Raw genomic sequence first — 20514 nt, 5'->3', positions numbered from 1 at the left:
ACCTCAGCCCCAACGAATACGAACGGCGACACCACACCGCTAAGCTCACCCTCGCCGCGTGACAACCAACCGCGTGTCCACCTTCACGGGCGAAGGCCCCGATGTCACGGGCCCTGTGACCATCGACGGATCCCTTCGGCGATCACCCAGAGGCCACCACCGCCGGAGCGGGCTACGCCCACTCCACGCCGTGCTCGGCGAGCTGAGCGAGCTGGCCCGGTGTGAGCTTCGCCCGCCGTGCCTTCTGGTTGTTCAGCCACGCACCCAGACCCACGTGCACGACCTCGGTGCGCTCCTTGCCGCCGGGGCCGGCCACCACGACCTGCAGCGGCTCCTTGTGCGGGCGCGGCACCCGCACGTGCCCTTCCCGCCCAGCGAACGCCGCGAGCGCGGCCAGGCCCTGAGCGAAGCGGTCCGTGCGGGACACCTTAGGCTTCGCCTCGGCCGCGGCCTTCGCCGCCACCAGCTCCGGGTCCGGCTCAATGCCGAGCGCCGCCAGCAGGTCCTGCCGATCCGCCTCCAAGCCGGGCCAGCCGCCGCGCTGCGCCACGACCCAGCGGCCGAACTGCTCGCCCTCGAACACCGTCTCCTCGGGCAGCTGCGCCCAGTCCACTTGGCCGTCGGGCTCCAGCCACCACATCCGCGCCACCGCGTAGGTGCGCTGCCAGGTGATCGGCCAGGTGGGGCACCACCACGGGTCGATCTCCTCCAACGCGGCCCGCCGCTCCGTCCGGCGCCAGCGCCCCCGGCTCGCCAGCCAGCACCTGGGCCGCAGCCCGCAGCTCCGCGAGTCACGTCCCGATCGCGTACCCGCCGACCGACGCCCGCGCCGGAGCCGCCAGCGACCCGGCGTGCCCCTTGGCCCAGACCCTGGCCCAGTCGAGGCCGGCCTCGAAGCGGGCGTCGGAGACGGACCAGATCATCCCAAGATCATCCAGCATCTCCACCCGGTGTCGCGCCAATTCACCAGCAGAATGCTCAGAACGCCTGTCCGACAACCACTTCCCCAGCGGAAAATTCCTCTCCTCGCCAACCATTTCAGAATAGGGAACATCGAGACCACCGGTCTCCTTGAACCACCGCCTGGCATGGTTGATCCCGTCCCGCCAGTATTGGTTCTCTCCCGTCAGCACCCGCGAGGCGATGAACAGCGCGAGCGCGTTCTCATCGACCCGGCTCTGGAACCGCACCGGCAGCACGAACGCACCCGACCCACCCTCACCCGACCCACCCTCACCCGACCCACCCTCACCAGGCCTGGCCTGGCCTCAGCCTCCGCGCTGCGCCCCTTCGTTCGCTTGCCGGACTTCTGCGGTACCGCCAAGGCCTCGACCACCTTCGCGTCGTGGCTGCGCAGCGTGGTCAGAATCTTGACCAGGGGACCGTAGCTGTCCGACTCCAGAATGTCCCCGGGCTCCTCGCCCGGCTTCAGGAAAATCGGCACGATCAGCGATGCCGTCTTGCTCTCACCGGGCTTCATTCGCAGAGCTCTGCCGATGGCCTGGACGATATCGACCATGCTGCCCCGGCCCTGGAGAACCACCGAATCTGCATTCGGAATGTCGATACCCTCGCCGAGGACCTTGCAATTACTGAAGATCCGCAGCCTGAGACCGTCGTCCTCCTCGCCCTGCCCGAACTCGGCGATGAACCGCTTCCGGTAGTCGACATCGTGCTCACCGGACAGCCACTGCGCCCAGACTTCCTCAGGGTATTTCTGCAAGTTTCCGAAGTTCAGTTTCTCGACGGTCTGGTTCAGCGTCTCGGAGAAGTAGCGGGCTTCGAGGGTGCGGTTGTGGAACGTGATGCACCGCTCCAACCCGCGCTCGACGACGGTCTTGATCAGGCCGGCCTGGATCGCGGCGAGGTGCGCGGCCGGCACCTCGTCCTCGCTCCCGTCCAGGGCCTCGCCGACACCGGGCCCGAACGGCACGCCCTGCCGCTCGGCGCCGTCCCGGTCGGCGCGCGGTTCGCGCAGCTCCAGCACTACCACCTCGAACGGCGCCAGCAGCTTGCGATCGATGGCCTCCGCCAGGCCCAGCGTGAACACCTGCGGCCCGTACACGCGCACATCGTCCATGGACACCGCCGGCTCCTCCGGGAGCGGCTGCAGGGCGTCCTCACGCCTGCGCATGGCCGCACTCGGCGGCGCCCAGATCCGCGGCGTCGCCGTCATGTACAGCCGCCGCTCCGCCGGGATCTGGTCCTGCTCGTGGACGACAGTCCAGGACTTCTCGACGCTGCCAGAGCTGCGGTGCGCCTTGTCGCAGACCATCAAGGCCAGCGGCGGCAGCACCTCGCCCTTTCGCTCGGCCCAGTAGGCGTAGGCGTCCGCGACGGCGCCCACCGACGTGTAGGTAGTGAACAGCGTCGTGGGTCGGCGGCGCCTGGCCGCCTGGTTGAGCCACATGCCGATCATCAGCGGACTGGTCGTCGCCGCCACCCCGTAGGGCAGCTCCGAGTCCACCAGCGAACAGACCGCGTGCATCTCCCCGGAGCGGCCAGCGGTACGCCAGGAGCCGATCATCTGCACCAGCAGATCCAGGGTCGGCACCACCACCAGAACAACGCCATGCGGCGCCAGCTTCTGCCCGGCTGCCGCCCCCACGTACGACTTCCCGGAACCGGTGGCCATCTGCACCGTCACCCGCAGCCCACCCGGCGGGACCGGTTGCCCCGGACGAGGCGTCAGGCCCCGAACGATGGCCTCCAGCGCCTCCTCCTGATGCCCCGCAACGAGATGCCGGCGGCAGACCGAGCGGCCATCAGGCCGGGCTCCACGATGCCCACGAAGACATGCTCCTTTTCGGCGTTCCACCAGCACACCCGCAGGTATCCCGCCTGCGGTCAATCCCGCTGACTGCGCCCGGGCCGCGGCGCGGCCGTCTGCCGCGGTCGGCTTCCCTCATCAGTTCGGCAGACGGCGGCGGGCCAACAGCTCTGTCTACCAGTTGCGGTAGATGTCGCGGCGGTTGCCCGCGGCGAGGACCCAGACGATCAGGCGGCCGTCGTCGACGGTGTGGACGATCCGGTAGTCCCCGACGCGCAGGCGCCAGCGCGCGTTGTGGCCCTGCAGAGCCTTGATGTCGAAGGCGCCGGTGTCCCCGTTGTCCAGTGCCTGATGCAGCTCGGCGAGGCGGCGCAGGATGCGCAGGGCGTCGGGCCTCGGGATCTTGAGCATCTCCCGCTGGGCGTGCGTGGTGAACCGCGTGACGTGGCCCACCGGGTCAGTCCCGCCGCTCGCGGAGCAGCGCGGCCATCTCCTCCAGGGAGACCGCCCCCTCCAGGCCCTCGGCCTCAGCCTCGTCGGCCAGCCGGTTCAGCCAGGTCTCCTCGACCTCCTCGGCCAGCCTGCTCAAACGCCGGTACTCCCGCACATCGATCACCACCGCCTCCTCCCGGCCCCGCCGGGTGATGATCGTCGGCGTCTCGTCCTGCCGTGCCCGGTCGAGGACATCGGCCAGGTGGCTGCGGACCTCCGCCATGGAAGCAATCACAGGCTCAGACATGCAACAAATGTATCAGATGTACATCTGTTTCATGTCGTGATCGCAAGAGCCCGCCCACCCCTGCCGCATGCGCGCCTCCCGTCGGCCTCGCCTGGGACGTCCTAGGGGCGGGCAGGGAACCGGTTGAGCCGGATTCACCCCCTTGGACATCGCGGTCCGGCTGCTTCCTGCGCAGCCGAACCCCCTGGGGCGGGCGGTCGGCGGGCCGGGCTGCCGGAAGGCCGGCACCAGGGGCCCACGACGGCAGCACCGTAGGCGGTCCCGTACGCGATCCCGACGCCGGTCACCTCACCTGCCGACGGCACCCGCAACGGTGCAGGTCAGACCTTGTTATCAAGGAATCCCGGGGGTCCGGCAACCCCTCTCCTGGCCCTCTTCCCTGCTGCTGGTGGTGGCGCGGTGGGTCGGCCGGGCGGCGTCGCGGGGCCGGGGCCTGCGGCGGCCGGTCCTGGCGGCGGCGTCCGGCGATGCCGGCCGCATGGTCGTGCGCGAGGACGAACGGGGCCGGTGCCGCCGCGGGCCCGGGCTGCCTACGGTCCGGCCGTGGCGGGTGGGTCCTCGCGGTGACCGCACGACCACGCGAGTGCTTCGTACACTCCGCGGGCGTAGTCCAGCGGCACCGTGCGGCCGTCGTGTCCGAGGAGTTCGCTCAGGGCGGCGTCCGCTTCTGAACGGAGCCGATCCCTGTGGGGCTCGCCTGGCGGCGAGGCTGCGGCGGTGATGGGTGCGGGAACGGGGTGGCCCAGGGCCCAGTGCAGCCCCGCGAGGACGCCCCGCCCATACCGTCCAGTGCAAAACGGCTGGGCGTGCGCAGTGGCCAGCACGCGGACGAGCTCGTCCGCTCCCCGCGCACCGGCCGCCACGCAGGCCCTCGCAGGCCCCGTCACGGCCTACTGCCGTCCGACCCGGTTTGGGCGGCGAGTGCGGTGAGCGGCAGGCACAGATACAGCTGCTCCCACAGCCGCCGGGTCGCGGCGGCGATCGGCTCGCCGTCGAACCGCCGGCTGAAGCACCGAAGATGCGCGACGGCCTCGGCCAGCACCGCGGCCTCCACCGGCACCCGGCCTGTGACCGAGCATCCAGGCGTGACCGCGTCGCCGATGCGTGCGGCGAGCCGGTCGCGGCCACGGCGGCCCAACTCGTCCGCCAGTTCCCCCTCCGACGGGGACCAGCCGACCGCGGGAGGGATGCCCGCGCCGATCAACGCCAGGCGAAGGCCGTCCGCCACGACATCGGCCCCCTCCGGCCAGGACTCGCCCGCCTGCAGGACCGCGCACTGGTCGAGCACCGCGACAGCCGCAGTGGCCACGGCAGGCTCCACCCGCACGGTGGCGCACCGACCGGCGGCATCGATGGCTATGACGGTGGGGACGTCGATCTGGCTGGTGTCATCCATGAAGATCAGCCTGGCCCCGGCAGGCGAGGCGCTGCGACCGGGAACCGTCCGCCCAGGTGAAGCGGACCCCTCGCTCACCCGGCCACCGAGCCCCGGCCACGCCCGCCGCCGGCTCTTCTCCAGAGGAACCGGGCCGCGCGGGCCGGCGTCCCTTCATGAGTCTGCAAGATCGACTTCGATTGAAGGACGCGTCCATGACCGGCACGGCCGCCCGCTACCTCTATCTCACCCGTCATGGTGAGGCCTCGCCAGACGAGAGTGAACTGACGGATGCGGGCCGCCGCCAGGCTGCGCTGCTGGGTGAGCGGCTCCGTGGGGTCCCGCTGGCGGCGGTCCACCACGGGCCTCTCGCCCGGGCCGAACAGACCGCTCGGCTGGTCGGTGAACAGTTCGACGGCGTCACCCGCCACGTCTCCGAAGCGGCGGGTGACTACATCCCCTACCTGCCCGCACGTGAGGAATTGCCGCCGGAGGCAGCCGACGCCTGGCTCGGGTTCCTGGACCAGTTCCCGGCAGAGGAACGCGAGCGGGGCCCCCGGCTTGCGGTGGCGGCGCTCGCCGACTTCACCGGTCCGGTCGTTGGCGACGAACCGCGCCACGAGCTCGTCGTCACCCACAACTTCCTCGCCGGCTGGCTCATCCGAGCCGCCCTGGACGCGCCGAAATGGCGATGGTTGGGCATCAACCACGCCAATGCCGCCCTGACCGTCATCCGCTACACGCCCGACCGTCCCCCGGCCGTCCTCCTCTTCAACGACACCGGCCACCTGCCTGCCGAACTCCGCTGGACCGGCCTCCCGCCCGAGCTCCGCGTCTGAGCGGCCGGCCCATCACGGGGTGACGCTACCGAGGCTGGCGGTGAGGCCCGACGCGCGGCGCACCAGAAGTCCGGCATCGCCAAGGCACTGCGACCTCAGGCCATCGCATCCTCCGCTCGGCAGGTGAGTGGTGGAGTGCCGGCTGGCGCTGCGCGGGCCTTTCCTGGGCTGCACCCGGCCGGCGGCCACGGCTGGCGTCGCGGGGATCATCCTCGGCTGAACTACCCAGCCAAGGGCTCCGGCGGTATCACCGGCCTGGGCTGTCGCCCGAGAGGAGTTCGATTGCTCTCCTCGCCGCCGGGGCCGGCCACGGTGACTTCCAGCGGCTCCTTTGTGCGGGCGCGGGACCGGACATGGCCCTCCCGCTCCAGGAACGCGGCGAGTGCGGCCAGACCCTGGGCGAAGCGGTCCGCCCGGGACGTCCTGGGCTTCGCCTCCGCGGCCTGCTTGGCGGCGACGAGCTCCGGGTCCGGCACGATGCCGATCGCGGTGAGCAGGTCCTGCTGGTCCGTCTCCAGGCCGGGCCAGCCGGCCCGCTGCGCCACGACCCAGCGGCCGAGCTGCTCACCCTCGAACACCGTCTCCTCCGGCAGCTGCGCTCAGTCCACTTGGCCGTCCAACTCCAGCCACCACATCCGCGCCACCGAGTAGGCGCGCTGCCAGACGATCGGCCAGGTCGGGCACCACCACGGGTCGATCCCCTCCAGCGCGCGGCGCCGCTCCGGCGCCAGCCCTCCTGGCTCGCCCACGGACACCTGGGCCGCCGTCCTCAGCTCCGCCAGCCACGTCCCGATGGCGTACCCGCCGACAGACGCCCGCGCCGGCGCCGCCAGGCCGGAGCGGCGGGTCGCCGTGGTGTGCGGCGTGGCCGCCCGGCCGGCATCTCCGAACCCGAACAAGGAGTTCCCCATGGCCGTGACCCGTACCATCACCGCTGCCGCCACCGGCGCGATCACCGCCGACCTGACCCTGCTGGGCTTCCACGGCCAGGTCGGCCGCTACCCCCGCCACCCCTGGCCGGAGGACCCGACCACGGCCGAGCCCACCCGGCGCACCAACGCCCGCAGGTAGGGCCCGTCCTCGACGAACCCGCGGCGCCGCCGCGGCGGGGAGGTCAGCCCCCGCCCGAGAAGCCGCCGGAGTTGGCGGAGGCCGAGCCGCCGCCGGTCCAGCCGGGCCCGCGCCACGGGCGGGCCCGGACGGTGCGTTCGGTGACCAGCTCGACCCGTACCCCGGCGGGGCCGAGCAGCGCGGTGAGGGCCTCGTACAGCCGCTGCGGCGAGGTGAGGGCGGGCGGGGTCCACTTCAGTTCGTCGCCGGCGAGGTCGAACCCGGACGGTGAGCTGTTCGGTGACCGGCTGCTGGTCCCCCGGGTAGGGCTCGGTGACTCGTTGCTCCAGCCGGATTCCGCACAGCTGGGTGATCGGCTGCCAGGGGCCGGGGCGGGCGGCGCGGACCGTCCGGAACCGGGTGGGGGCCTGGGCCGGGGCGAATCGCAGCCGGCGGACGGTGTCGAGTTCCATCCACACGATCAGCGGTGCTGCCAGCGCGGCTTCGACGGCGGCGATCCCGAGGACGACCTGTCCGACGGTCGCGGCGTCGGTGCCGGTCACCAGCGCGAAGACGGCGACCGCCCCGGTGATGGCGCCGAGCGCCACCGGCACCAGCAGCGACTTCGCGGCCCCGGTCAGGACGATCGGCACCACCCACGCGCGGGAGCCGCCGCCCTTGTGGAGGACGAGGTCGGTGGTGGAGTCTGGTCCGGGGCGAAGCGGCGCACGATCAGCCATACCGCCACGGTAGAGCCGGACGCGACCGGCCGGAAGGTGGCCGGGGGGCGGTAATTCCGGCTGCCCGCCACCTACATGACGACAAGTCAGTGCTCGGCGGCCTCCCAGTTGGCGCCGACGCCGACGGAGACGTCCAGCGGAGCGCGCTTCTTCCGCCCCTGACCGCGGCAAGCCGGGTCGGCTACTCGTCGGCCTTCCCTAGCGCCTCCTCGGCTTCAGCATCAGCACCGGCCCGCCGGTAGGCCGCCGCCGACGTCTCGCGCATGGCGCGGACCTCGCCGGGTGGGCGGCCGGCCGCCCGCAGGGTGTCGGCGAGTTCGTCCAGCGCCTGGCCCTCGCGGTACGCGTCGTCCAGCTCGCAGAACACGGCGACAGCGCGCTCGCCAGCCTCCGCCAGCGCGGCCCGACCCGGCGGTGCTACGGCCACCACACCTGGCAACCCCTCGCCAACCCCGACGGCTGCGCCGCCTACCTGGAGCGCCGCTGGGCCAGGAAGCCGAGGAACGCCGCCGCGAGGCCGAACGCAAGAAAGCCGAGCAGCGACGCGAAGCCGCCCGCGAGCAGGCCCAACAGCAGCGAGAAGCCGCCAGGCAGGCCGTCGAGCGGGGCCAACGCCCCGACCTCGACTGGATCTGGGCCAACCGGAAGATCGGCCCAGACGGGCAGATCACCTTCCCCGACCTCGACCAAGCCGCCGACCCCCAGCTACCCGCCGTCCCCGCCGGCACCCGCGCCAGCACCCCGGCGCCGCTTCCTCCGCCCCTAACTCGCGCCGGGCTGGGTCGGCTACTCGTCGGCCTTTCCCAGCGCTTCTTCGGCCTCAGTGTCGGCGCCGGCCCGCCGGTAGGCCGCCGCGGAGGCTTCGCGCATGGCCCGGACCTCGCCGGGCGGGCGTCCGGCTGCCCGCAGGGTGTCGGCGAGTTCGCTGAGCGCCTGGCCCTCGCGGTACGCGTCGTCCAGCTCGCGGAACACGGCGACGGCACGCTCACCGGCCTCTACTGCCTGCTCGTACGCCTCGGTACTGCGCCACGCGGTGCCGAGGTTGTTCCACGCCGTGCCTTCACGATGGCGGTCGCCGAGTTCGCGGTAGATGCCGATGGCGCGTTGGTGGGCGTCGAGGGCGTCGTCAAAGCGGCGCAGCCCCTGCAGGGCAAGGCCGAGGTTGTTCCACGCCACGCCTTTGCTGTGGCGGTCGGCGAGGTCGCGGCTGATGTCGAGGTCGTGTTGGTGGGCGTCGAGGGCGTCGTCGAAGCGGCGCAGCTCCTTGAGGGCGGTGCCGAGGTTGTTCCACGCACTGCCTTCGCCGTGGCGGTCGCCGAGATCGCGGTAAATGTCGAGGGCGTGCTGGTGGGCGTCGAGGGCGTCGTCGAAGCGCCGCAACTCCTGCAGAGTGCCGCCGAGGTTGTTCCACGCCACGGCTTCGCCGTGGCGGTTGCCGAGGTCTTGGTAGATGTCGAGGGCGTGTTGGTGGGCGTCGAGGGCCTTGTCGAAGTGGCGCAGCTCACGGTGTGCGAGGCCGAGGCTGGTCCACGTCACGCCTTCGCGGCGCCGGTCACCGAGGGAGGTGGCCGCGTTGTGGGCGAGGGTGGCGACGGCCAGGGCGTCCTGCAGATACCGGCGCGAGCGCAGGTGGTCCCCCAGGAAGTGCGTCAGGTTCACGGTGACCTCGCCGTGGCCGGCGGCGTGCGCGGTGTGGACGGCGGCGACGAGGTTGGCACGTTCGGCGTCCAGCCAGGCCATCGCTGCGTGCCGGTCGGGGAAGCGGCTCTTGTCTCCGTCCGTGTTGGGGTCGAGGTGGGCGTCGGCGGCCTGCGTGGTGCGGGTGTAGTGGTCGAGGAGGCGGGTGAGGGCTTTGGCGCTGTGCTGGGGGTTCAGTTCGGCTTGTTCGGTGGCGTAGGCGCGGACGAGGTCGTGCATGCGCCAGCGGCCGGTGTCGGGGTCCTGCCGGACGAGGCTGGCCTTGGAGAGGGCGACGAGGCGGGCGCGGACGTCCTTGAGTTTGGCGACGCCGGTGAATGCAGCGGCGGTCTCCACCGAGAGGTCCGGGCCGGGGTTGACGGCGAGGAGGCGGAACAGCTCCGCGTGGGTGGGGGCGAGGCGCTTGTACGAGCGCTCGAGGACGCTGCGTACTGCACGGGGGCCGTCTTCGAGCATGTCGAGCCGGTCCCCGAGGTTCTCGAGTTCTTGGGCGAGGCGGGCGGGTTTGAGGGAGCGGTCGGCGGCGAGCTGGGCGGCGGCGATCTGCAGGGCGAGCGGCAGGTAGCCGCACAGCTCGGCGACCCTCGCCGTCCCGTCCGGGTCGGCCCCGGTCCTGCCGTCGTTGGGCAGGACCAGGCGCAGTGCGGTGCCCATGAGGGCGACGGCCTGCTCGGGGTTGAGGACGTCGAGGTCGACCAGGCGTGCCCCGAGGACGGCGGTGAAGTCGTCGCGGGAGGTGACCAGTAGCCGGTGCGGCCCGCTTGCGGGGGCGAGGTGCTGGACCTGGTCGGCAGCACAGGCGTTGTCGGCGAGGACCAGGATGCGCTCGCCCTGGCGGGTGCGGGCTGCGAGCCGGGCGCGGTAGAGGGTTGCGCGCTGGTCGGCCTCCGGCGGGATCTGCTCGGGGTCGGTGCCGAGGCCGCGCAGGGCCGCATCCAGCGCCTGGCCGGTGTCGAGCGTGTTGTCGTCGTAGCCATGCAGGTCCAGGAACAGAACACCGGTGAACAGGCCGCGCTTGAGGGCGGCGTGGCCGGCGGCCAGGGCGAGGGTGGTCTTGCCCATCCCGCCCATCCCCAGCACCGACGCCACCACCACCGCTTCGTCGGACGGCCTGCTGGCGGCGGCCGCGGAGTCGACCGGGTCGGCCGTCGGGTGGAGGAGGGCGAGCAGGTTCTCCAGATCCTGGTCTCGGCCGGTGAAGCCGGCAGGGACGGCCGGGGGAGGGGCCAGCGGTGCTGGTCCCTCGCCGTGTCTGGTGGTCGGGGCGCCGTGGTGGTGGATGGTGATGTCCCGGCCTGCCTGGTGGACCGTGCCGCTGCCGGTGCTGTCGGCCTGCATCTCGGTGTGCTCGACACGGCTTTGCGCACCGAGGGCCGCGTGGGCGATGTCGCCGCCAGCGCCGACTGCGCTCTCGCCGGACACCTCGAGTGGCCTCGGCGAGAACGCCTCCGGCCCCACCGCAGATGTCGGTCCGTGGCCGACTTGGACGTCTTCCAGTGCCAGCGGGGGTTGGTGGTCGCTGTGCCGTTCCAGGAGCCGGGTGAACGCGGCTTCTTCGAACAGGGGGTGGACCGGTTCGGCGTGCAGGCGTCGCTGCCCGAGCGCCGGGTCCGCCTCGACGACGACGCCGACGAGCAGCCCGCGGCAGAAGACGGCACTGCCCGACGCCCCCGCCCACGGCGATCCCGAACCGCGCCCGCGCGGGCCTTCCGGCCACAGCGGGGTGTCCAGGACCCACCCCCGGCCGGTCCCGCCCAGCCCTGAGGTGCTGACCAGGGGAAGATCGCCCCGCAGATGCTCCACCTGCGGGGTGCCGCCGTTCTCCGCGAACAGCGGAAAACCCGCACCCTCGTACGGCACCGGCGCCGTTCCCGACGGCCGGCCCCACCGCACCGGCCCGCAACCGACCGGTACGACCGGTTCTTCCAGCCACAGCAGCGCCACGTCCGGCCCACTGCCCCCGGGCACGTAGTGGTCGGGGTCGGGCCAGCACACCTGGGCTGCGCGTTCGTGCAGTCCGGGGCTGAGGGTCGGGTGCCCGACGCGCACCTGCACTCCGGTCCGCAGCCGCCCCACGGAGTCGCAGACCACATGCAGGCCCGTCAGGACCAGCCGGCGGCCGATCAGGTAGCCGCTTCCCTCCGCCCGGCCCCCAATACGGACCAGTACCAGCCGGGACGGGTCCACCTCACTCGTCCCAGGGACGACGCGTCACCGGCCCACCAGACTGGGCACTGTCGACAGGCTCCGGCGTGCCGGCCCCCGCAGTGGGATGTTCCTTCCCCGGGAGCGCGGCTGAACCGGAGGCGCCACGGCTGACCCTGGCCCGCGTCGAGCCCGCGGCCTCGTCCAGGACACCCAGCGTGAGAGTCAGCCGCTGCCGCTGCACCGACCCCAGCACGCCACCGGCCTCCCCCTCGGCCTTCGCACCGAACGCGCCGACAGCGACCTTCACCTTGCCATTGCCCTCCCGCCGGAACTCCACCTCCAGCGACAACTCCGCCTTCTCCACCTCGAACTTCAACTGCTGCCCCGTACCATCAGCCTGCGCCCGGTACAGCTCCGACCGGAGCTCATCCAGCGCCTCACCGAGACTGATCTCGCCCACAAGTCCCCTCACGCCAACTGCCGCTGTACATGGTGTGCAACTGATCTACCACAACCGGCGCGACCGCCTCAGCCCATCACCCAGACGGGACGAACTGCCGCGACGGCGTGTGGGGGGCTGCTGCCGTGCAGGGAAGCGTGGTGACGAAATCCGGCAGGAGCCGGCGCGCTCCCGCCCGCGTCCTCACTGGTCGGCTACTGGTCCGCCTTCTCCAACGCCTTCTGGGCTTCGTCGTTGGCGCCGGCCGCACGGTAGGCGGTTGCCGACTTCTCGCGCATGGCCCGCACCTCGTCGGCCGGGCGTCCGGCCGCGAGCAGGGTGTCGGCGAGCTCGTCCAACGCCTCTCCCAGCCGGCACTGGTCGTCCAATCCGTGGAACAGAGCGACGGCTTGCTCGCCGGCCTCCCTCGCTCCCGTCGGCTCCCCCACCCCTCGCAGTGCGATGCCGATGCCGGTCCAGGCGGCGGCTTCGCCGCGCTGGTCGTCGACAATTCGGAACTGGTGGAGTGCGGTGCGATATGCGTGCTCGGCCTCTTCGAAGCGCCGCAGCTCTGTCAGCGTGTCGCCGAGGTTGGTCCAGGCGATGGCTTCGCCGCGCTGGTCGTCGAAAATCCGGAACTGGTGGATTGCGGTGCGGCAGGCGTCCTCGGCTTCCTCGAAGCGCCGCAGCCACTTCAGAGTGAGGCCGAGGTTGCCCCAGACGAGAGCGGCGCGATGGTGGTCGCTGCGGGCTTCGAATTGGTGGATTGCGGTGCGGCAGGCGTGCTCGGCTTCCTCGAAGCGCCGCATCTCGGACAGCACGCTGCCGAGGTTGGTCCACGCGTTGGTTTCGCCGTGCTGGTCCTTGAGGGCCTGGAGCTGGCGGAGTGAGCTGCGGTAGGCGTGCTCGGCTTCCTCGAAGCGCCGCAGGCCCTCCAGCGCAATGCCGAGGTTGCCCCAGACGAGGGCTGCGCCGTGCTGGTCGTTGAGGGCCTGGAACTGGCGGAGCGCGGTGCGGTGGGCGTGTTCGGCTTCCTCGAAGTGCCGCAGGTCGTTCAGCGCGAGACCGAGGCTGCCCCAGGCAGCGGCCTCTGCGTTCGGGTCGCTGCCGGTCTGGACCGCGGCGAGGGCGGCTCGGGCGACATCCTGGTGGTCTTCGAGCAGACGACGCAGGTTGAGGTAGGGGCCGAGGTAGGAGGCGAGGTACTGGGTGACGTCGAGGTGCCCGGTGGCGTGGGCGGTGTGGACGGCGGCAGTGAGGTTGGCGCGTTCGGTGTCCAGCCAGGCCAGCGCCTCGGCGCGGTCCTCGAACTGCAGTCCCCGGCTGCCGCCGCTCACCCTCGGGCCCAGGAATGCGTCCGCGTTCCATGTGCTGCAGGCGTAGTGTTCCAGGAGCCGGCGAAGGGCGACTGAGGCGCGGTCGGGGTGGGTGTCGGCCTGCTCGGTGGCGTAGGCGCGCACCAGGTCGTGCATCCGCCAGCGTCCCGTTGCGGGGTCCTGGCGGACGAGGCTGGCCCTGGAAAGGGCGACCAGCCCGGTGCGAACCTCTCTGGGCTTGCCGATGCCGGTGAGGACGGTGATGGAGTCGGTGGACAGGTCGGGGCCGGGGTTGACCGTCAGGAGCCGGAACAGCTCGGCGTGGGTGGGAGAGAGCCGCCGGTAGGAGCGCTCGAGGACGGTGCGCACCGCCCGCGGCCCGTCTTCCAGCACATCGAGGCGCTCCCCGAGATCTTCCAGGTCCTGGGCGAGCTGGCCGGGCGCGAGGAAACGGTCCGCAGCAAGCTGTGCGGTAGCAATCCGCAGCGCCAACGGCAGGTGGCCGCACAGCTTTACGACCCGCGCGGCCCCCTCAGGATCGGCGGCGATCCGTCCGTCCTCGGGCAGGGTGATGTGCAGCGCGGTGTCCATCAGGGCGATGGACCGCGCGGGGTCGAGGACGTCGAGGTCCACCAGACGCGCACCCAATATGGCGGCGAAGTCGTCGCGGGAGGTGACCAACAGCCGGTGCGGCCCGCCGACAGGGACCAGGTGCTCGACCTGGCCGGCACCACATGCGTTGTCGGCCAGGACCAGGACACGTTCCCCGGCCCGGGTGCGGGCGGCGAGCTGGCTCCGGTAGAGGGCCGCGCGCTGGTCAGTGCCGGCGGGGATCCGCTCCGGGTCGGTGCCCAGGGCGCGCAGGGCTGCGTCCAGGGCTTGGTCGGTGTCAAGCGTGTTGTCGTCGTAGCCGTGCAGGTCCAGGAACAGAACACCGGTGAACAGGCCGTGCTTGAGGGCGGCGTGGCCGGCGGCGAGGGCGAGGGTGGTCTTGCCCATCCCGCCCATCCCCAGCACCGACGCCACCACGACGGCACGGCCGCCCTCACGCTCCGCACTGGGAGACGGATCGAGGAGCGCCAGCAGGTCCTCCAGCTCCTCGTCCCGACCGGTGAACCCCTCTGGCACCCGCGGCGGCGGGGCCAGCGGCGCCGGCGCCGCCCCCTCGGACGACGGGTGGAGCCCCGATCCGGCCAAAGGGTGGAGGCCCGGCGGGGCTGTGATGACGGTCTGTTGTTCGATGTGGGTGTAGTTGGCCGTGGACCCTGCGCCGATTGCGTTGCCCAACATGTCGTGGCCCACGCCGACAGCGCCGTCGCCCTTGGCCTTTACTGGGGCACCGGTCGGCTCGGGGCCGGCCGTGCCGCGCGCGGCGGGAACGCGGATTCGGCCAGGTTCGGCGGATTCTGCGGGTGGCGGGTTGTCGGCCGGCGGGTGGGTGCCTGTGGGGGTGGGGGTGTGCTTCTTGCGTCGGCCGCGCCAGGGGGTCACAGGACCTCGCTGTCGTCGCCGAGGGCGTTGCCGTGCATGTTCCCGCCGGCGGCAATCCCGCCCTCCGAGGCCTCCACGCCCACATTCGGAGCGGGCGTGCCGCCCGCCGGTGCAGGCCCCGACGGGGTGGTGGGCGGCCGGTAGGTGGCCTTGCTGCGGGCACCTGTGGCGTTGCCGATCATGTCGCCCCGGACCGCGACCGAACCTGCCCCCTTTGCCCGTACCCGCGACCCCGCGCTATCAGGGGTGCGCAGCAGTTGCCACACGGACAGGGCCAGACCGGCCAGTGCGACCACGGCGCCGACCACGCTCGCCGCCTTGTCGGCCGCATCCGGCCCCACCCTCACGGCGACCACGACCAGGGCGGTCGAGGCCGCGGCACACACCGCCGCGACCGACCCCCACACCCATGTCCGACCCGAACCCGCCGCCACATCCGCCCCCACTCCCAGCCCACGGCCGCACACCCCGAAAACTCGGGGATCCATCGTGCCACCCGGACTCCTGACACCGCATCACCCCAGGTCGTGACCGCGCCGCTGCAGACGCCAGGCACCCGCCGGGGCAGTCGCCCCCCGGCTGCCTGCCGTCCATCCCCCGCCCCGCCGAGGGGCTCGCGGACCGCCCCGGCGCCGCTTCTTCCGCCCCCAACCTCGCGTCGGGCCGGGTCGGCTATTCGTCGGCCTTCGCCAGCGCTTCCTCGGCCTCGGTGTCGGCGCTGGCCTGCCGGTAGGCCGCCGCTGAGGCCTCGCGTACGGCCCGGACCTCGCCGGGCGGGTGTCCGGCTGCTAGCAGGGTGTCGGCGAGTTCGCCGAGCGCCTGGCCCTCGCGATACGCGTCGTTCAGCTCGCGGAACACCGCGACGGCACGCTCACCGGCCTCCACCGCCTGCTCGTACGCGCCAGTACCCCGCCACGCGGTGCCGAGGTTGTTCCACGCGATGCCTTCGCTGTGGCGGTCGTCGAGGTCTTGGTGGATGTCGAGGGCGTGTTGGTGGGCGTCGAGAGCGTCGTCGAAGCGGCGCAGATCCTGCAGGGCGAGGCCGAGGCTGTTCCACGCGATGGCTTCGTGGTGGCGGTCGTCGAGGTCTTGGTGGATGTCGAGGGCATGCTGGTAGGCGTCGAGGGCTTCGTCGAAGCGGCGCAGCGCCGCGAGGGTGCTGCCGAGGTTGCCCCAGGCGCCGGCTTCGTGGTGGCGGTCGCCGAGGTCTTGGTGGATGTCGAGGGCATGCTGGAGGGCGTCGAGGGCCTCGTCGAAGCGGCGCAGATCCGCGAAGGCGATGCTGAGGTTGTTCCAGGCACCGGCTTCGCGGTGGCGGTCGCCGAGGTCTTGGTGGATGTCGAGGGCATGCTGGAGGGCGTCGAGGGCCTCGTCGAAGCGACGCAGCATATGGAGTGTGCCGCCGAGATTGCCCCACGCCTTGCCTTCGCCGTGGCGGTCGCGGAGATCGCGGCAGATGTCGAGGGCGTGTCGGTGGGCCTCGAGGGCCTCGTCGAAGCGACCCAGCCCCACGAGGGCGAGGCCGAGATTGCTCCACGCCAGGCCCTCGCGGTCCCGGTTGCCGAGGTCGCGGCAGATGTCGAGGGCGTGTCGGTGGGCCTCGAGGGCCTCGTCGAAGCGACGCAGCTCCGCGAGAGCGACGCCGAGATTGCTCCACGCCATTGCTTCGCGGTGCCGGTCGCCGAGGAAGGGAGCCACCTCATGGGCGAGGGCAGCGACAACCAGAGCATCCTGCAAATACCGACCAGAACGCAGATAGTCCCCCAAAAGGGACGCCAAGTCCACGGTGATTTCACGGCAGCCAGTGGCGTGCGCACTCTGAACGGCAGCGACGAGATTGGCGCGCTCCGCATCCAGCCAGGCCCTCGCTGCGACCCGGTCGGGAAAGCGCTTCGTGTCACCGCCCGCAGCGGCGTCAAGGTGGACGGCGGCGGCGCGCGAGGTGTACGCGTAGTACTCAAAAAGACGTGCCAGGGCTTTGGCACTGTGCTGAGGGTTCAGCCGGGCCTGCTCGGTGGCGTAGGCGCGCACCAGGTCGTGCATCCGCCAGCGGCCGGTGTCCGGGTCCTGTCGGATGAGGCTGGCGTCGGCGAGGACTTCCAGTCGCGTGCGGACGTCCCTGGGCTTGCCGATGCCGGTGAGGGCGATGGCGGTCTCGGTGGACATGTCGGGTCCGGGGTTCACCGCGAGCAGGCGGAACAGCTCCGCGTGCGTGGGCGCCAGGCGCCGGTAGGAGCTCTCCAGAACGGTCCGCACGGCGCCATCGCGGCCCTCCAGCACGTCCAGGCGTTCCGCGAGGTTCTCCAAGTCACGGGCCAGCTGGGCGGGCTTGAGATGGCGGCCCAGCTGGGCGGTGGCGATGCGCAGGGCCAGCGGCAGATGGCCGCACAGCTCCGCGACCCTTCGAGCACCGACGGGGTCGGCGGTAATCCGCCCGTCCGTGGGCCGGGTGATGCGCAGCACGGTGTCCATCAGCGCCACGGCACGTTCGGGGGAGAGGACGTCGAGGTCGACAAGGCGGGCCCCCAGACCAGGGGCGAGGTTGTCCCGCGAGGTGACCAACATCCGGTGCGGTCCGCCCCCTGACGGCAGCAGGTGCTTGACCTGGGCACTGCTGGAGGCGTTGTCCGCGAGCACCAGGATCCGCTCGCCAGCGCGGGTACGGGCAGCAAGCTGTGCACGGTAGAGGGCGGCGCGCTGGTCGGTGTCGGGCGGGATCTGCTCGGAGGGCGTATCGAGGGCGCGCAGGGCGGTGTCGAGGGCGTGAGCGGCGTCGGTGGGGGTGTCGTCGTAGCCGTGCAGGTCCAGGAACAGCACGCCGGTGAACAGGTCGCGCTTGAGGGCGGCGTGGCCGGCGGCGAGGGCGAGGGTGGTCTTGCCCATCCCGCCCATCCCCAGCACCGACGCCACCACCACCGCCTGCTCGGACGGCGCGCCAACGGCGGCCGTGGACTCGAGGTCGGGACCAAGGGAGGGGCTCAGGAGGGTGAGCAGATTCTCCAGGTCCTCGTCCCGGCCGGTGAACTCGGGCGGCACCCGCGGTGGCGGGGCCAGCGGCGCCGACGCGGCCTCTCCGGCCGGTGGGTGGACTTCCGGTCGGGCCGTGATGACGGTCTGCTGCTCGATGTGGGTGTAGTTGGCGGTGGAGCCTTCGCCGATCGCGTTGCCCACCATGTTGCGGCCCACACCGACAGCGCCAGCCCCCTCGGCCTGCACCGGCACACCAGCCACACTGACCGGCTCGGGGCCGGCCGCGCCCCGCGAAGCGGGTACCTGGACCCGGCCGGGTTCGACGGCCCCTGCGGGTGCCGTGGTGTCGGCCGGCGGGTGGGTGCCCGCGGGGGTGGGGGTGGGCTTCTTGCGTCGGCGGTGCCAGGGGGTCACTGGACCTCGCTGTCGTTGCCGAGGGCGTTGCCGTGCATGTTCCCGCCGGTGGCCACGCCGCCGTCGGCCGCCTCCACGTCCGCGCCCGGGGCGGGTGTGCCGCCTGCCGGTGCAGGTACTGGAGCGGTGGTGGGCCGGTAGGTGGTCTTGCTGCCTGTGCCGACGGCGTTGCCGGCCATGTCGCCGCCGACCGCGATCGAGCCCGTCCCTGTGGCCCGTACCCGGGGCGCCGTGGCTTCGGGGGTGCGCAGCAGCTGCCACACGGACAGGGCCAGACCGGCCAGTGCGACCACGGCCCCGACCACGCTCGCAGCCTTGTCGGCCGCATCCGGCCCCACCCTCACGGCCACCACGACCAGCGTGACCGAGGCCGCGGCACACACCGCCGCGACCGACCCCCACACCCATGTCCTGCCCGAACCCGCCGCCACATCCGCCCCCGCCCCCGGCCCACAGCCGCACACCCCGAAACTCGGGTGACTCATCGTGCCACCCGCACTCCTGACACCGCATCACCCCACCTCAGCCATCATCCGAAGTGCACGATCCACCGAGCCGCCGGCACACCACCACCCCAGCGCCGCCGCCGACCGCCCCGGAAGCAGACAGCACCTTGAGGGTGCGCCGAAGCAAGCCTGCAGCCAGACGTTGGCGAGTCGCCGCTGTGCCAGTCGCCGACGCACCGGCGACTGCCCACCGGGGCTGGGCAACACGGCAGACAGACGACCGGGGCGGGGTACCGGATGACCTGTCGGCCAATCTCCTGCGGGACCGGACACACGCCCCGCCTGCTGCTCCCCGTCCCGGCTGGCTGCTAGACGGTCTCCTCCAGCGTCTTTCGGGCTTCCCCGTCGGCGCCGGCCGTGATGTCAATCGCCCGGTGCAGGCGCGTCCTCGGTCCGCGACGGCCGGTGCAGCCCCCGCATCGGCGGCGGCCGAGACGTGCATTCACAGACTCACCCACCACACCGATGCCGCGGCCTGGCTACGACCCGCTCAACTCACTAAGGACCCCGTTGAGCATGTCCTCCGCATAGCGTGTGAGTTCGTAGGTGTCACCCTGCAGCTTGCGGCGGCCGGCGAGGACGGCTTCGAGCGCGGTGCGGGCCGCGTCCAGGTCGCCCTGCTCCTGCAGGACGATGGCCAGGGAATGCCAGGTGTTAAGGGTTTGGGGCTGGGCATCGCCGAATTGGTTCCGCTCGATGGCGAGGACGGCTTCGAACTCGGTGCGGGCCGCCTCCAGGTCGCCCTGCTTGTACATGGCCCAGGCCAGGGATTCCCTGGTCTCGAGGGTGTCCCGGTGGGTGTCGCCGAGCTTGTCGCGCTGGGCGGCGAGGACGGCTTCGAACTCGGTGCGGGCCGCCTCCGGGTCACCGCCCTGCGCCTGTACGACCCAGACCAGGTCATGGCGACTAGAGAGGGTGTCCCGGTGGGTGTCGCCGAGCTGCTGGCGGCGGGCGGCGAGGACGGCTTCGAATTCGGTGCGGGCCGCCTCCAGGTCACCGCCCTGCACCTGTACGACCCAGACCAGGGCCTGGCGGGTGACGAGGGTGTCCCGGTGGGTGTCGCCGAGCTTGTCGCGCTGGGCGGCGAGGACGGCTTCGAGCGCGGTGCGGGCCGCGTCCAGGTCGCCCTGGTCCTGGAGGACGAGGGCCAGGGCGTGGCGGGTGTTGAGGGTGTTCTTGTGGGTGTCGCCGAGTTGGTCCCGTTCGATCGCGAGGACGGCTTCGAGCGCGGTGCGGGCCGCGTCCAGGTTGCCCTGGTCCCGGAGGACGAGGGCGAGTTCGTGGCGGGTGAGGAGGGTGCTCTTGTGGGTGTCGCCGAGCTGGTCCCGTTCGATCGCGAGGACGGCTTCGAATTCGGCGCGGGCGGCATCCCAGTGGCCCTGGTCCCGGAGGACTTGGGCCAGGCAGTAGCGGGTGGTGAGGGTGCTCTTGTGGGTGTCGCCGAGCTGCTGGCGGCGGGCGGCGAGGACGGCTTCGAATTCGGCGCGGGCGGCATCCAGGCTGCCCTGGTCCCGCAGGACGAGGGCCAGGCAGTGGCGGGTGGTGAGGGTGTTCTTGTGGGTGTCGCCGAGCTGCTGGCGGCGGGCGGCGAGGACGGCTTCGAATTCCCCGTTCGATCGCGAGGACGGCTTCGAATTCGGCGCGGGCGGCATCCCAGTGTTCCTGGTCCCGGAGGACGAGGGCGAGTTCGTGGCGGGTGAGGAGGGTGCTCTTGTGGGTGTCGCCGAGCTGCTGGCGGCGGGCGGCGAGGACGGCTTCGAATTCGGCGCGGGCCGCATACAGGTCGCCCTGGTCCCGGAGGACTTGGGCCAGGCAGTAGCGGGTGATGAGGGTGTCCCGGTGGGTGTCGCCGTGCTGGCGGCGGGCGGTGAGGACGGCTTCGAATTCGGTGCGGGCCGCGTCCAGGTTGCCCTGGTCCCGGAGGACGAGGGCGAGTTCGTGGCGGGTGGTGAGGGTGTCCCGGCGGGTGTCGCCGTGCTGGTGGCGTCGGGCGGTGAGGACGGCTTCGAACTCGGCGCG

Annotated in this window: 20 protein-coding genes and 1 pseudogene; 2 read left to right on the top strand and 19 right to left on the bottom strand. The window is 72.0% G+C overall.

Annotated features, from left to right (window positions below):
• Window positions 1–172 precede the first annotated feature (172 nt).
• The 6 genes from IE98_RS47425 to IE98_RS0139615 all read right to left on the bottom strand — a co-directional run bounded on the left by IE98_RS47425 (window position 173) and on the right by IE98_RS0139615 (window position 4905).
• The gene (locus IE98_RS47425; protein WP_030277344.1) at window positions 173–712 is read right to left on the bottom strand and encodes a Helicase associated domain protein; all 540 of its coding nucleotides are present in this window, start codon (window positions 710–712) and stop codon (window positions 173–175) included.
• Window positions 713–791: 79 nt separating this feature from the next.
• Window positions 792–1190, bottom strand: a complete 399-nt coding sequence (locus tag IE98_RS47420; protein WP_159401221.1) for a helicase associated domain-containing protein — start codon at window positions 1188–1190, stop codon at window positions 792–794.
• A complete protein-coding gene (locus IE98_RS47415; protein ID WP_234443870.1) occupies window positions 1127–2818 on the bottom strand; it encodes a DEAD/DEAH box helicase family protein in 1692 nt (563 codons plus the stop codon). The genes IE98_RS47420 and IE98_RS47415 overlap by 64 nt, the downstream gene beginning before the upstream one ends.
• A gap of 126 nt (window positions 2819–2944) precedes the next feature.
• Window positions 2945–3223: a type II toxin-antitoxin system RelE family toxin gene (locus IE98_RS0139625; RefSeq protein WP_030277340.1), complete on the bottom strand. Its 279-nt coding sequence runs from the start codon at window positions 3221–3223 to the stop codon at window positions 2945–2947.
• A gap of 4 nt (window positions 3224–3227) precedes the next feature.
• Window positions 3228–3509, bottom strand: a complete 282-nt coding sequence (locus tag IE98_RS0139620) for a type II toxin-antitoxin system Phd/YefM family antitoxin (protein WP_043176214.1) — start codon at window positions 3507–3509, stop codon at window positions 3228–3230.
• An 883-nt stretch (window positions 3510–4392) separates the two neighbouring features.
• Window positions 4393–4905 (bottom strand): hypothetical protein, encoded by a 513-nt coding sequence (locus IE98_RS0139615; protein WP_030277338.1) that lies wholly within the window; start codon window positions 4903–4905, stop codon window positions 4393–4395.
• Between the two features lie 194 nt (window positions 4906–5099).
• Between IE98_RS0139615 and IE98_RS0139610 the strand changes: the two genes are divergently transcribed.
• Entirely contained in the window at window positions 5100–5723 is a 624-nt protein-coding gene (locus tag IE98_RS0139610) for a histidine phosphatase family protein (RefSeq protein ID WP_030277337.1), read from the top strand.
• 221 nt (window positions 5724–5944) lie between these two features.
• On the opposite strand, the gene IE98_RS0139600 is transcribed toward IE98_RS0139610, so the two are convergent.
• Window positions 5945–6301, bottom strand: a complete 357-nt coding sequence (locus tag IE98_RS0139600; protein WP_030277336.1) for a helicase associated domain-containing protein — start codon at window positions 6299–6301, stop codon at window positions 5945–5947.
• Between the two features lie 21 nt (window positions 6302–6322).
• A complete protein-coding gene (locus IE98_RS0139595; RefSeq protein ID WP_030277335.1) occupies window positions 6323–6634 on the bottom strand; it encodes a helicase associated domain-containing protein in 312 nt (103 codons plus the stop codon).
• On the opposite strand from IE98_RS0139595, the gene IE98_RS49830 reads away from it, so the two are divergent.
• A complete protein-coding gene (locus IE98_RS49830) occupies window positions 6633–6794 on the top strand; it encodes a hypothetical protein (RefSeq protein WP_159401219.1) in 162 nt (53 codons plus the stop codon). The genes IE98_RS0139595 and IE98_RS49830 overlap by 2 nt on opposite strands.
• Here the strand turns inward: IE98_RS49830 and IE98_RS49825 are convergent.
• From IE98_RS49825 to IE98_RS52765, 11 genes and pseudogenes are all read right to left on the bottom strand, one after another.
• Window positions 6722–7513, bottom strand: coding sequence for a hypothetical protein (locus tag IE98_RS49825; protein WP_159401218.1), 792 nt, complete (start codon window positions 7511–7513; stop codon window positions 6722–6724). The two genes, IE98_RS49830 and IE98_RS49825, sit on opposite strands and share 73 nt — an antisense overlap.
• 181 nt (window positions 7514–7694) lie before the next feature.
• Window positions 7695–7940: a hypothetical protein gene (locus IE98_RS0139580; protein WP_159401217.1), complete on the bottom strand. Its 246-nt coding sequence runs from the start codon at window positions 7938–7940 to the stop codon at window positions 7695–7697.
• A 41-nt stretch (window positions 7941–7981) separates the two neighbouring features.
• Window positions 7982–8125, bottom strand: a complete 144-nt coding sequence (locus IE98_RS49820; protein WP_159401216.1) for a hypothetical protein — start codon at window positions 8123–8125, stop codon at window positions 7982–7984.
• Window positions 8126–8299: 174 nt separating this feature from the next.
• Complete coding sequence (locus IE98_RS0139570; RefSeq protein ID WP_052391561.1) at window positions 8300–11398, bottom strand: tetratricopeptide repeat protein; 3099 nt, start codon at window positions 11396–11398, stop codon at window positions 8300–8302.
• Between the two features lies 1 nt (window position 11399).
• On the bottom strand, window positions 11400–11819 hold the full coding sequence (locus IE98_RS0139565; RefSeq protein ID WP_106976835.1) for a trypco2 family protein: 420 nt from the start codon (window positions 11817–11819) through the stop codon (window positions 11400–11402).
• Between the two features lie 194 nt (window positions 11820–12013).
• Complete coding sequence (locus tag IE98_RS0139560; RefSeq protein WP_052391560.1) at window positions 12014–14416, bottom strand: tetratricopeptide repeat protein; 2403 nt, start codon at window positions 14414–14416, stop codon at window positions 12014–12016.
• A 185-nt stretch (window positions 14417–14601) separates the two neighbouring features.
• A complete protein-coding gene (locus IE98_RS0139555) occupies window positions 14602–14961 on the bottom strand; it encodes a hypothetical protein (RefSeq protein ID WP_159401215.1) in 360 nt (119 codons plus the stop codon).
• A gap of 316 nt (window positions 14962–15277) precedes the next feature.
• Window positions 15278–17827 carry a tetratricopeptide repeat protein gene (locus IE98_RS43860; protein ID WP_159401214.1) on the bottom strand — a complete coding sequence of 850 codons (2550 nt, stop codon included), beginning with the start codon at window positions 17825–17827 and terminating at the stop codon, window positions 15278–15280.
• Between the two features lie 158 nt (window positions 17828–17985).
• Window positions 17986–18339 carry a hypothetical protein gene (locus IE98_RS49815; RefSeq protein ID WP_159401213.1) on the bottom strand — a complete coding sequence of 118 codons (354 nt, stop codon included), beginning with the start codon at window positions 18337–18339 and terminating at the stop codon, window positions 17986–17988.
• 635 nt (window positions 18340–18974) lie between these two features.
• Entirely contained in the window at window positions 18975–20147 is a 1173-nt protein-coding gene (locus IE98_RS43855) for a tetratricopeptide repeat protein (RefSeq protein ID WP_030277321.1), read from the bottom strand.
• Between the two features lie 4 nt (window positions 20148–20151).
• Window positions 20152–20514 (bottom strand): annotated as a pseudogene (locus tag IE98_RS52765) (tetratricopeptide repeat protein); the annotation flags it as partial.

The sequence above is a fragment of the Streptomyces sp. NRRL B-24484 genome (genome assembly GCF_000717715.1).
Taxonomy (GTDB): Bacteria; Actinomycetota; Actinomycetes; order Streptomycetales; family Streptomycetaceae; genus Kitasatospora.
This window is presented reverse-complemented; position numbering and strand designations above follow the sequence as displayed.

Excerpts from the sequence above, each read along its gene's own strand:
- IE98_RS0139620 (WP_043176214.1), bottom strand. The coding sequence starts at position 3,509 with ATGTCTGAGCCTGTGATTGCTTCCATGGCGGAGGTCCGCAGCCACCTG.
- IE98_RS0139615 (WP_030277338.1), bottom strand. The coding sequence starts at position 4,905 with ATGGATGACACCAGCCAGATCGACGTCCCCACCGTCATAGCCATCGAT.
- IE98_RS0139610 (WP_030277337.1), top strand. The coding sequence starts at position 5,100 with ATGACCGGCACGGCCGCCCGCTACCTCTATCTCACCCGTCATGGTGAG.
- IE98_RS49830 (WP_159401219.1), top strand. The coding sequence starts at position 6,633 with ATGGCCGTGACCCGTACCATCACCGCTGCCGCCACCGGCGCGATCACC.
- IE98_RS0139595 (WP_030277335.1), bottom strand. The coding sequence starts at position 6,634 with ATGGGGAACTCCTTGTTCGGGTTCGGAGATGCCGGCCGGGCGGCCACG.
- IE98_RS49825 (WP_159401218.1), bottom strand. The coding sequence starts at position 7,513 with ATGGCTGATCGTGCGCCGCTTCGCCCCGGACCAGACTCCACCACCGAC.
- IE98_RS43855 (WP_030277321.1), bottom strand. The coding sequence starts at position 20,147 with ATGCCGCCCGCGCCGAATTCGAAGCCGTCCTCGCGATCGAACGGGGAA.